Consider the following 11567-nt stretch of genomic DNA (forward strand, 5'->3'; position numbering starts at 1 on the left):
GGTCTACGGGGATATAAGGGTTCGGGGATATGAGGGTTCGGGGGAAAGGTGGCCGGATGGCTGGTCGGGACAGTGAGTACGAACGTCCCATCCTGCTTGCCTGCGGCGGCTGCGACGCCCGGTGGACCGCGCTGACCGCCGCGCACTGCCCGACCTGCCATACGACGTTCGCCAGCGCCACCAGCGGGTTCGACGCCCATCGGGTCGGCGGTACCTGCCAGCCGCCACCGCAGGTGGGGCTGCACGAGGACCGCGGCTACTGGCTGCTCGCCGACGAGCGCGCCCCGGGCCGGGTCCTGCACGCCGAACCACCGGACACGATCACCCGCCGCATGGCCGGCTGACAGGGCCGGGCCGCTCCCCCGCACCACGTGGCTGGCCAGCGCAGACGGCTGACGGGGCCGCTCGTTTGGCCCGTGGCGCCGACTTCGGACGGCGCCGCGGTGCGGTGGGTCGCGAGGATCAGGCACGATCAGGAGACCATGACTCTCGCCGACCACCTTCCCCCGCGTGTCGCCGGCGCTCCGGCTGCCCCCGGCGCCCCCGCGCTCACCACCTCCGCCCTCGCCACCACGATCGCCGCCGAGCCGGATCCGGACGCCCTCTACGACGCGTTCACCGCGTGGGCGTCCGAGCAGGGCCTGGAGCTGTACCCGGCGCAGTCGGAGGCTCTGATCGAGATCGTGTCCGGGTCGAACGTCATCCTGGCGACGCCGACCGGGTCGGGCAAGAGCCTGGTCGCGGCCGGGGCGCACTTCGCGGCGCTGGCCGCGGGGCGGCGCACGTTCTACACGGCGCCGATCAAGGCGCTGGTGAGCGAGAAGTTCTTCGCCCTGTGCGCGATGTTCGGGGCGTCGAACGTCGGGATGATGACCGGCGACGCCAGTGTCAACGACGCGGCGCCGATCATCTGCTGCACGGCGGAGGTGCTCGCGAACATCGCGCTGCGCGACGGGGTCGCCGCGGACGTCGGCCAGGTGGTGATGGACGAGTTCCACTACTACGCCGATCCCGACCGGGGCTGGGCCTGGCAGGTGCCGCTGCTGGAACTGCCGAACACCCAGTTCGTGCTGATGTCGGCGACCCTGGGCGACGTGTCGCGGTTCGAGAAGGATCTGACCCGGCGCACCGGGCGGCCGACGGCGGTGGTGAGTTCGGCGCAGCGTCCGGTGCCGTTGTTCTACCGGTTCGTCACCACGGCGTTGCACGAGACGATCGCCGAGCTACTCGAGACCCGCCAGGCCCCGGTGTACGTCGTGCACTTCACCCAGGCGCAGGCGTTGGAACGGGCGCAGGCGTTGATGAGTGTGAACGTGTCGTCGCGGGGTGAGAAGGACGCGATCGCGGCGGCGATCGGTGGGTTCCGGTTCACCGCCGGGTTCGGGAAGGTGCTTTCCCGGCTGGTGCGTCATGGCATCGGAGTGCATCACGCGGGGATGCTGCCGAAGTACCGGCGGCTGGTCGAACAGCTCGCGCAGGCGGGGCTGTTGAAGGTGATCTGCGGGACGGACACCCTCGGGGTGGGCATCAACGTGCCGATCCGCACGGTGGTGTTCACCGCCCTGTCGAAGTACGACGGGACGAAGGTGCGGCTGCTGACCGCCCGGGAGTTCCACCAGATCGCCGGACGTGCGGGGCACGCCGGGTACGACACCGTCGGCAATGTCGTGGTGCAGGCCCCCGAGCATGTGGTCGACAATCTGAAGGCGTTGGCGAAGGCCGGGGACGATCCGAAGAAACGGCGCAAGGTGGTGCGCAAGAAGCCACCGGAGGGCAGTGTCGGCTACGGCGAGCCGACGTTCGACCGGCTCGTGACGGCCGAGCCGGAGCCGTTGACGTCCCAGTTCACCGTGTCGCACGCGATGCTGCTCAACGTGATCAACCGGCCGGGTGACGCGTTCGCGTCGATGCGCCATCTGCTCACCGACAACCATTCCGACCCCGCCACCCAGCGGCGGCTGATCCGCCGGGCGATCGCGATCTACCGGGCCCTGCTGGCCGCCGGTGTGGTGGAACGTCTCGACGGCCCGGACGAGCTGGGGCGCACCGTGCGGATCACCGGGCAGCTGCAGCTCGACTTCGCGCTCAACCAGCCGCTGTCGCTGTTCGCGCTGGCGGCGCTGGAGCTGCTCGACCCGGCGGCGCCCGGCTATGCCCTCGACGTGCTGTCGGTGTTGGAGGCGACGCTGGACAATCCCCGCCAGGTGCTGCACGCCCAGCTCAGCCGGGCCCGCGGCGAGGCGGTCGCGGCGATGAAGGCGGAGGGTGTCGAGTACGACCGGCGGATGGAACTGCTCGAGGAGGTCACCTATGCGCGGCCGCTGGCCGAGCTGCTCGGCGCGGCGTACGCGACCTACCGGCAGGGCCATCCCTGGGTCGACGACTACGAGCTGGCGCCCAAGTCGGTGGCCCGCGAGCTCTACGAACGGGCGATGACGTTCGCCGAGTACGTGTCGTTCTACGGGCGCCCGTTCGGAGGGACTGCTGCTGCGCTATCTGGCCGACGCCTACAAGGCGCTGCGCCAGACGGTGCCCGAGGACGCCCGCACCGAGGAGGTCACCGATCTCACCGAGTGGCTGGGGGAACTGGTCCGCCAGACCGACTCGAGTCTGCTCGACGAGTGGGAGCGGCTCAGCGACCCGGATGCCTCCGCCGACGCGGCGCTCGCGGCCTCGGCGGTCGACGATCGACCGCCGGCGGTGACCGGTAACCCACGGGCGTTTCGGGTGCTGGTGCGCAACGCGTTGTTCCGCCGGGTGGAACTGGCGGCGCTGCGCCGCTACGACCTGCTCGGTGAGCTGGACGGTCCGCCGCCGGGCGGATCGGGAGTGGCGGGTTCGACCTTCGACGCCGAGCGGTGGCAGGCCGCGCTCGCCGGCTACTACGCCGAGCACGACCGGATCGGCACCGGCCCGGACGCGCGGGGCCCGGCGATGCTGCTGCTCACCCAGGACGGTCCGGTGTGGACGGCCCGGCAGATCTTCGACGACCCGGCCGGCGACCACGACTGGGGGATCAGCGCCGAGATCGATCTGGCCGCCTCGGACGAGGCGGGCGTCGCCGCCGTGCGGATCACCGCGGTGGACCGGCTCTGATCGTCGGAGCTGGTGCGGCGGGCGGGTGGGCGTCGTGTGTCGACGGGGACAGCGACCGTGACGGGGGCAGGTTCGGTAACTGGCCGGTGGCCAGGCAGATGCCCAGTGCGAGGGCGGTGGGCACGCTGTCACTGGCCAGGTCGCTGGCGATGATACGGTCCCCCAGCTGTTGCAGCATCCGCCGGATGCTGTTGTTCAGCGTGTCCACCCTGGGCTGGAGTGCGGGGTCCTCGTACGGGGACGTCCAGATCCTGGTGATCAGGGGGGTGAGCACCACCATGTCGATAGGCAGCAGGGACAGCAGCACGATGTTGGAGTCGGCGGCACCGAAGTCGGCCAGGCACAGCTGGATGTCCCGGGCGGACAGCGGCGCTGTCCACTCCTGCCAGGCGTGCCAGTCCAGGCCGCGTTCGGCGTCGAGGAGGTCGACGACCAGCTCGCCGGCGCGCAGTCGGCCGTCGGCGCGGGCGGCGCAGATCGCGTCGAGGACCGCGGACGTCGGGGGCACGGTGGTCGCCAGAGGCAGGTGGACCGGCGGCGGGGTGGATCCGGCGCGCAGCCGGGGCAGGTCCGCGCAGATCCTGGCCAGGGCGACAAGAGTGATCACCGGGAATAGCCAGGCGCGTTCGCTGGTGGGTACCAGGGCTGTCGCCGGCACCTCACCGTAGTCGGGGTGCCGCCACCGCAGTTCGGCCTGCACTCCGGCGGGCTCACCGCCGGGCAGGGTGACGATGGGCTGGTAGGACATCCGCAGCTCGTCGTCGCCGGGTCCGACGCGCAGGGCACGGATCAGCGCGGTCCGCAGCGCGTGGGCGGAGTCCTCACCGCCGTCCCGGCCCTCTTCCAGGCCGGGCTGGTAGATGGTCAGGCTGCCCTTGCCGGTGCGCTTCGCCGCGTACATCGCGGCGTCGGCCCGGTGCAGCAGGAGTTCGGCGGACAGCTCCTCGGCCGCTTCGGCGACGACGAGGCCGAGGCTGGCCCGCACGCTGTGGCGGGTCCCGGCGAGCAGGGCGGGGGCGCGCACGGCGGTCAGCACTCTGCTGCCCACGGTGGCGGGGGCCTCGCTGCCGGGGACGAGCAGGATCGCGAACTCGTCCCCGCCGAGGCGGGACACGGTGTCCCCGGCGCGTACCGCCCGCGTCAGCCGGGCGGCGGTGAGCTGCAGCAGCCGATCGCCCGCGCCGTGCCCGAGGGTGTCGTTCACCTGTTTGAAGTCGTCGAGATCGACGTAGAGCACGGCCAGGCTGAGCCCGTTGCGGGCCTGGTCGCTCAACGCGTGCGCGATCCGTTGCCCGAACAGCGCGCGGTTGGCGAGTCCGGTCAGCGGATCGTGGAAGGCCTGCCAGTGGAGGCGCCGTTCGCTGCGCTCCAGCCGCTGCAGCAGCTGGACGTTGTCACCGAGCATGATCGTCTGGCGCGCCAGGACGAGCAGGGGCAGCGCCAGCAGGGCGACAACGTCGACGATCTCCAGGTCGTGTCCGCCGAGGACGTCGATGACGATGACCAGGACGGCGATGGCCAGTGGCAGCAGGGGGAGGGTGGTGTGCGCCCAGCGCTGCGGACCTGCCCGCTCGCGGCCCCGTATGAGGCCGCGAGCGGGCAGGGGCACGTCGACGGTGTCACGATCCTCGGACGGGTCGGTGGCCGCCGTGTTCCCGGGGTGCAGGCAGGCCAGCAGGAAACACCAGCCCGCGACGATCCAGCACAGTTCGGCGCCGTCCTTCACCAGGGAGTCGCCGAAGACGACCTTCGTGGTGAACGACAGCAGGCTCGCGCTGATCGCGATCAGCGCACCTGAGAGCAGGGCGAACCCGGCGGCGGGCGAGGGCCGCCGGAAGACCCACAGCACCAGGGCGACGGACACGAGCAGCAGGCTCGCGGCACACAGCGAGAAGGTGACCACGAGGTTCTCGCCACCGCCGGCGGTGGTGGCGGCGACGACGCGGCGCAGGAACAGCACCCAGGACAGGATGCCCACCGAGCCCACCGCGATCACGCTGTCGAGCAGGGTGGTGATCCACCATCGGCGGCCCAGGGGGTCCCCGGCACGGTCCCGGCCCGCGGCCGCCCGGATCGGGTAGATCAGCAGGCAGGCGACCAGGATCCCGACCGGGGCGAGGTAGCCCAGCTGGCCGTAGGTCATCCAAAGCTGGTCCGGTTGTGGGCCACCCACGGGCCCCGTCGAGGCCACAGCGATACCGACCATGATCGTGACGACGATGGCGGCGGCGAGCAGCCAGCGCCACCATCGGGCCCGGCCATGGGTGCGGGCTCCGGTCCGCAGGGCGACGTACAGCAGCAGCAGTTCACCGAGGACGATGCCAACCCGCAGCACGTACATCGCGGCCGGGTCGGGCACCGTGAGGGCGACCCCGAGCGCCATGGCGAGGTACAGCCCGGCGGTCACGGTCCAGCGGCGTGGGCCGGGCCGCCACCACCACCGCCGCCACCTCGTCGAGGACGAGGACGGTGGGAGTGTCGGAGGGGATGGGGAGCTGGGCAGGCGTGCCCCACCCGGCGTGGTGGGCGGCCTGACTCCGGAGGAGCTACCGGCCGTGTCACCCGCGCTGGCCATCGCGGCGTCTCTGGGTTGCGTGATCATCACCTCGCCCCGTCAAACCGACCGGCCCTACCCGACCGCGCCCCCGGGCGGCCCGTGGCTGTCCTGGGTGGGCGGCCCGGTTGTGGCCGCACACCTGGTCACGCGGGCGGGCCGCGCGTCACGTCAGCACCGCCCGGTCCCAGGGCCGCTGCCCGCTGGATCGGACGCTCCTCCCCCATGCTTCCACCATCCGGCGAAACTTACTCTTCGAGAGCAAAAAACTTCATAGAGTAGCATCCTGCGTGGATGGTGGGAAGCTCGCCGCGCACGGTGACTCCGGCCATCCACCGGCACGGACGGGCCCCTGCCGCCAGGCTCACCCGACGATCAAGGCCAAAGCGACCGGAGGGGGCGGTATCGTCACCCTGTGAGTACCGTACGGGTCTTCCTGCTGGATGACCACGAAATCGTCCGCCGGGGGATCCGGGAGATGCTGTCCGAGACCGGTGACATCGACGTGGTCGGTGAGGCCTCGACGGCCGCCGAGGCGCTGCGCCGTATTCCCGCGACCCGGCCGAGCGTGGCCGTGCTGGACGCCCGCCTCGAGGACGGCAACGGTATCGACGTCTGTCGGGATCTGCGCTCCGCGCATCCCGAGATCGGCTGCCTGATCCTCACCTCGTACGACGACGACGACGCCCTGTTCGCCGCGATCATGGCCGGGGCGGCCGGTTACCTGCTCAAGCAGATCAAGGGCACCGACCTGGTCGGGGCGATCCGCACCATCGCCTCGGGGCGGTCCCTGCTCGACCCGGCGGTCACCCAGCGGGTGCTCACCCGGCTGCGCGAGGGGCCGACCGAGGACCGCAAGCTCTCGACGCTCGGCGAGCGGGAGCGTCAGATCCTCGTGCTGATCGCCGAGGGGCTGACCAACCGGCAGATCGCCGGGCGTATCCACCTCTCGGAGAAGACGGTCAAGAACTACGTGTCGGCGATCCTGGAGAAGCTCGAACTGTCCAGCCGCACCCAGGCCGCCGTCTACGCCACCCGCATCGACAAGTAGCCCGCCGACCCGCCAACCGGCCAGCCCACCGGAGCACCGGAGCACCGGAGCACCCGGTCCCCGCGGGGCGGGGCTCGGCTGCCGCTAGTCGAGGTGGTTCAGGACGGTCTGCAGCGCCTCGGCCACGGACACCGCGGTGCGCACCACCGTCGCCGACGGCCACGGGTCGGCCCGGGCCGCCATCGCCTGGTGGATGGCCCCGGTCGCCTCGCTCGCGCCGGGTCCGGCGGCGATCCGCCGGGCGATCCGGGCGGCGGCGACCTCCGGTGCGGTCACGCAGTGCAGCTCCACCAGATCGGCGCAGACCTCGCCGGCGAGCTGCGCGGCGATCGTGCGGTGCCCGGCGCTGGAGAACGAGGCGTCGAGGACCACGCTCTCCCCCCGGCACAGCGCCGCCCGGGCCCGCCGCAGCATCTCCGTGTAGGTGGCGTCGGTGATCTCCGGGGCGTACCGGCCGACACCGAACGTGCCCTCGTCGGGGCCGGCCGGTACGCCGGCGAGTTCCCGGCGGATGATGTCGCTGCGCAGCAGGACCCAGTCACCGACCTCGGCCAGCCGGCTGGCCAGCGTCGTCTTCCCCGTGCCGGGCAGGCCACCGACGACGGCCAGGCGTACCCGTCCGGAACGCAGATGCCGGTGGGCGACGGCCAGCAGCCGCCGGGCCCGCTCGGCGGCGTCCGGATCGCCCTGCCCGTGCGCACAGGCCGTCCGGGCCTGGTCGAACGCCCGGTAGGCGACGTAGAAGTGCTGCAGGGAGCGGGGATGGACCTCGCCGCTGAACTCGCGGTAGTCCTCCAGGAAGTCGGCGGCCTCCTCGGCCGCGCCCAGCCGCTCCAGGTCCATCGCCAGCGACGCGACATCGCCCAGGATGTCCCCGGCGCGGGCCAGCGGGTCGCTTTCGACGCAGTCGAGGATCCGCGGGCCGTCGTCGAGGCAGAAGATGTCCTCGGCGAGCAGGTCGCCGTGGCCGTCGCGAATCCAGCCGGCCCGGGTCCGTTCGGCGAGCAGCTCACCGCGTCCGGCCAGGTAGCGCAGCGCCAGCCGGCCGATGTCGTCGACGACGGCGGCGGCGAGCTGGCTGCCGCGAAACACCGAGATCCCGGCCAGACCCTCCCGCCAGCGGGCCTCCAGCGCCGCCCGCTCCCCCGCCGCGGCGATCCGCGGGGACGTCTCGCACCGCTGGTGGAACACCGCCAGCGCCCGGGCGATCGAACGCAGCAGCGGCGCGAGCCGCGCGCCCCGGCGCACCAGCGTGGACAGCTGACGGCTCGCCGGCATCCGCCGCATCACCACCAGATGGTCGAGCAGGGTGCCGGCGTCGTCGTACAGATCGGCGACTCCCAGGTAGACATCGGGTGCCAGCCGGCGGTTGAGCGTCACCTCGGCGGCGCACAGCTGTTCGCGTTCGCGCAGTTCGGCGGCGGTGGGCGGGCCGGCGGGCAGTGGCTTGCGACGTTTGTAGGCCCGGTCGGCGGTCAGGTACAGCACCGCCCCGTGGGTCTCCCGGATGGACGCTGCGGCGAGGTCGGCGAGCTGCGGGGCGCGCAGCCGGGGCGGTCCCGCCCCGGGGACGGCCGGGACCGGGACGCCGGTCGGACCGCGACTGTCACCGGCACCTGCGCCGGGCAGCGCATCCCGCACATACTGGACGGTCATCGCCTCTCCCGGGGGTTACGTGAAACTCTCGCGGACGACGCCCGTTCCACCGTCGAACAGTCGAACTGCGGCCTTTGCTGGTTCTCACTGGTCATGCTCTCCGGCGGACGCCACGCGCACGACCGCCAGAGGTAGCCTCCCCGAAGGACGTTCGGACCACCGCCGGTGGTCATCCGTCCCGCACCCGATCGCCGGCCCGGTCGCTGGGCCCGATCGCCGAACGACGTTGCCCGCCGGCCCGCCAGACGCATTCCTCCTACGTCGCGGGAACGGCAACGACGCCTGTTCGTCCGTGCTCACCCGGCGCCGCGGGCCTTCCGTGTGCTCAGTGTTGCCCGTGTGCTCAGTGCTCCTCGAACTCCCGCAGGAATGCGCCGCGGCGCGCGGTCGTCTGCTGGACGAGACGTTCCGCGTGGGCGAACGCCTCGTCGTCGAGCAGCAGATCCGCGCAGTACCGGTCGAGCAGCGCCGCGAGGGTACGCAGCACCTCGCGCAGCTGTGCCGGATCCGCCGCCGTCCACCGCCAGGTGTTCTCCCGCAGCCCGTGGACGGCCTGGAGAACATCCTGGACGCCCAACGCCCGCGGGTGCTCCCCCGCGTCGACCGGAGCCGGTTCCCGCAGGCCGACCTGGGCACCCAGCGCCCAGCACGACCAGGGATCGCAGGCCACGTCCAGAACCCGCCGCCCGCTGGCGAACAGCAGGTGCCAGCAGGTTCGTTCCGCCAGGTACAGGCCGTACTTCTCCGCGAACGGTTCAAGGATCTCCATCGCGGCCTGGGCGAACTCCGCCGTGGCCGCCCCGCCGCCCGCCTCCGCACCCGCGCCCGCCGCGTCGTCGTACATGCGCGCACACCGCCTTCCAGGCTGTTCCCATCCCGGCTGCGGCCCGTCACCTCCGGGCCACGGCGAACGCCGCAGATGGACTCAGGGTGAACTGTAGAAGACGCCACGGCGCGGCGGGTGGCGAAACCGTACGGATTTCACGTCGGCCGCCGATTGTCGAGGCCATCCGCGCACCCGACTCCGCACCGCGCATCCGCGATATACGGAACACCGCCACAAAGCCGCTCTCGGCCGGCACATCGCATTCCCCCGACGGATACCGAAGAACACCAGGTCATCACGCCCATCCTGGACGCCGACCGACTCCCCCACCACGCGTCCGTGCCCCCACGGTGACCCGGCCCGCGCGTGCGCACCGGCGACTCCCGGCGGCGCGCTCCCCCGGGGAACCGATCCGGTGCCGGGCGCGGTGTCCTCAGCGAGGTGGGGCACTATGGGGCCGTTCGCCGCGGACCACCGGCGTCGCCCTGGTGAGGCCGAGCCGGCGCCGGCAGTCATACCCATCCCCCGCGTCATGACCCCAGGCGCTGAACCTGTCGCACTGCGCAGCGAGTCGCCCAACGGACAGCTTGCGATGCACCAGCCCAGGTCGCGGGACCCGCGGGCCCCGATACCATCGCCTCGATCACCGCGCGGGGGGCGCCGCGGCAGCCGGACAGCCAGAGATCTTCGATCTCCGGTGACCGTCCAGGCGCCACGCCTCAGGCCGCGGGCAGCGCACATCCTGGGAGCACACGATGACCACGCCATGGCAACCGCAGGACGCACAGGGACAACCGAATCCCGGCCAGCCCGGCGGCTACACCGATCCGAACTGGGCCGAGCAGGGTGGCTACCAGGGCCAGCCGGGCCAGGGCGGTTACCAGGGCCAGCCGGGCCAGGGCGGATACCAGGGCGGTCAGCCCGGCTATGGCGGTCAGCCGGGCTATCCAGGTGGCTACCAGGGCCAGGGCGGCCCCGGATACGGGCCTGCCTCCGGCTACGGGCAGCCCGCCCCCTTCGACTCCAATGCCCCGTTCGGCCGCCATCCGGTCACCGGTGAGCCCTACTCGGAGAAGCAGAAGCTCACCGCCGGCCTGCTGCAGATCCTGCTCGGTGGGGTCGGCGCCGGCCGGTGGTACCTGGGCAACACCGGCATCGCCCTCGCCCAGCTGTTCACCTGCGGCGGCCTCGGCATCTGGGCGCTCATCGACGGAATCATGATGCTCACCGGCAGCGTCCACGACAAGCAGGGCCGGCCGCTGCGTGACTGAGCGACTCCCGTCCCCGTCGGCGTCCACGGGGACACCCCTGCCGCCGGCGGAGACGGGACCGCCACCCGCGCCACCGCCACCGCCACGGTCGCTGTCGCTGTCGTCCGAGCGGGTTCGACGACGTCGGATGGCCGGCGCCGCCGTGATGGCCGGCGCCGCGCTGGGCCTCACCTACGTCTACGGCCACGACCCGCACGACCCGACCGTGGCGATGCCCACCTGTCTGATCCGCCATGTCACCGGCCTGGACTGCCCGGCCTGTGGAACCCTGCGCCTCACCTACGATCTCCTGCACGGCCACTGGGCGCGGGCCGGCCATGACAACCTGTTCGTTCTGGCCGGAGCGCCCCTGCTCCTCGGCCTGCTCGTGCGCCAGACCCGGGCGGTCTGGCAGGGCCGTCGTGCCCCGCTGCCCCCCGCGCTCGCCTACGGTCTGGGCGCGACCGCCCTGGCCTGGATGATCATCCGCAATCTGCCCGGATGGCCGCTGTGACCTCACGGGTTCGTCCGGACGGTTCCTGATCCTCCTCTGGAGAGGCGCGGCGGAACGTCGTCAACGCCGTTGATTATCTTGGTCGGGCATCCGGGGCGTCGAGGTCGGGGGTCGCCTCGATGCCGGATGGGCTGGGGGTCGAGATGCCGGGGGCGGGAAAGGCCACCGTCTCGATCATGGTGCGCAGGTGGGGTGGCAGGGGGGTGGGCAGGCCGTCCACCAGGTGGACGATCACCGCGTCGCTCAGGCCCAGGCACACCGAGTCGAGGAAGAGGCCGGCGCTGTGGGTGAACGAGGTGGTGCCGAGCCGCGAGACGCCGATCCCGATCGTGTAGGTGCCCGGGAACGGCGCCTCGGCGAGATACTGGGTGCTCACCTGGGCCACGACCAGCGAGAAGGAGCGCCGTCCGGGTGCCTCTGGGAAGACACGCAGGTCGACGGCCACCCGGGCGTCCTCGTAGTAGGAGGAGAGGGCGACGTTGTTCAGATGCCCGTTGACATCCATGTCGCTGAACCTGGCGATGACGGCGTGGCTCAGCGGGTAGCTCGCGAGGCTCAGTCGAAACGGGTCGCGTCTGGGGTCCATGCCGACACTGTGCCGAGACCGGGTTCCACCGTGG

The 11567-nt window shown here is 71.9% G+C and carries 8 protein-coding genes and 1 pseudogene; 5 read left to right on the forward strand and 4 right to left on the reverse strand.

Annotated features, from left to right (window positions below; all coding sequences use genetic code 11):
* Positions 1 to 56: 56 nt before the first annotated feature.
* Together G6R24_RS13020 and G6R24_RS13025 are read left to right on the forward strand one after the other, a co-directional pair.
* Entirely contained in the window at positions 57 to 344 is a 288-nt protein-coding gene (locus G6R24_RS13020) for an FDXHR family putative zinc-binding protein (protein WP_163549519.1), read from the forward strand.
* A 138-nt stretch (positions 345 to 482) separates the two neighbouring features.
* Positions 483 to 3096, forward strand: a pseudogene (locus G6R24_RS13025) (DEAD/DEAH box helicase).
* On the opposite strand, the gene G6R24_RS13030 reads toward G6R24_RS13025, so the two are convergent.
* Complete coding sequence (locus G6R24_RS13030; protein WP_163549520.1) at positions 3074 to 5503, reverse strand: diguanylate cyclase domain-containing protein; 2430 nt, start codon at positions 5501 to 5503, stop codon at positions 3074 to 3076. The pseudogene G6R24_RS13025 and the gene G6R24_RS13030 sit on opposite strands and share 23 nt — an antisense overlap.
* A 562-nt stretch (positions 5504 to 6065) precedes the next feature.
* Between G6R24_RS13030 and G6R24_RS13035 the strand changes: the two genes are divergently transcribed.
* Positions 6066 to 6701, forward strand: coding sequence for a response regulator (locus G6R24_RS13035; protein ID WP_163549521.1), 636 nt, complete (start codon positions 6066 to 6068; stop codon positions 6699 to 6701).
* 84 nt (positions 6702 to 6785) lie between these two features.
* On the opposite strand, the gene G6R24_RS13040 is transcribed toward G6R24_RS13035, so the two are convergent.
* Positions 6786 to 8357 (reverse strand): bifunctional aminoglycoside phosphotransferase/ATP-binding protein, encoded by a 1572-nt coding sequence (locus G6R24_RS13040; protein WP_163549522.1) that lies wholly within the window; start codon positions 8355 to 8357, stop codon positions 6786 to 6788.
* Positions 8358 to 8700: 343 nt separating this feature from the next.
* Positions 8701 to 9201, reverse strand: a complete 501-nt coding sequence (locus G6R24_RS13045) for a hypothetical protein (protein WP_163549523.1) — start codon at positions 9199 to 9201, stop codon at positions 8701 to 8703.
* A gap of 737 nt (positions 9202 to 9938) precedes the next feature.
* Here G6R24_RS13045 and G6R24_RS13050 point away from each other — a divergent pair.
* Both G6R24_RS13050 and G6R24_RS13055 read left to right on the forward strand, forming a co-directional pair.
* Positions 9939 to 10454, forward strand: a complete 516-nt coding sequence (locus G6R24_RS13050) for a TM2 domain-containing protein (RefSeq protein ID WP_163549524.1) — start codon at positions 9939 to 9941, stop codon at positions 10452 to 10454.
* 127 nt (positions 10455 to 10581) lie between these two features.
* Positions 10582 to 10947 carry a DUF2752 domain-containing protein gene (locus G6R24_RS13055; RefSeq protein WP_163549525.1) on the forward strand — a complete coding sequence of 122 codons (366 nt, stop codon included), beginning with the start codon at positions 10582 to 10584 and terminating at the stop codon, positions 10945 to 10947.
* Between the two features lie 73 nt (positions 10948 to 11020).
* Here G6R24_RS13055 and G6R24_RS13060 read toward each other — a convergent pair.
* Positions 11021 to 11567 (reverse strand): acyl-CoA thioesterase (locus tag G6R24_RS13060; protein WP_338084437.1); only part of this gene is annotated, 547 nt, incomplete at its 5' end.

Origin of the sequence: Candidatus Frankia nodulisporulans (assembly GCF_902806475.1) — a bacterium.
Lineage (GTDB): Bacteria > Actinomycetota > Actinomycetes > Frankiales > Frankiaceae > Frankia > Frankia umida.

Bases quoted from the DNA above. Each gene is read 5' to 3' on its own strand.
- G6R24_RS13020 (WP_163549519.1), top strand. From the start codon at position 57: ATGGCTGGTCGGGACAGTGAGTACGAACGTCCCATCCTGCTTGCCTGC.
- G6R24_RS13040 (WP_163549522.1), bottom strand. From the start codon at position 8,357: ATGACCGTCCAGTATGTGCGGGATGCGCTGCCCGGCGCAGGTGCCGGT.
- G6R24_RS13045 (WP_163549523.1), bottom strand. From the start codon at position 9,201: ATGTACGACGACGCGGCGGGCGCGGGTGCGGAGGCGGGCGGCGGGGCG.
- G6R24_RS13050 (WP_163549524.1), top strand. From the start codon at position 9,939: ATGACCACGCCATGGCAACCGCAGGACGCACAGGGACAACCGAATCCC.
- G6R24_RS13055 (WP_163549525.1), top strand. From the start codon at position 10,582: ATGGCCGGCGCCGCCGTGATGGCCGGCGCCGCGCTGGGCCTCACCTAC.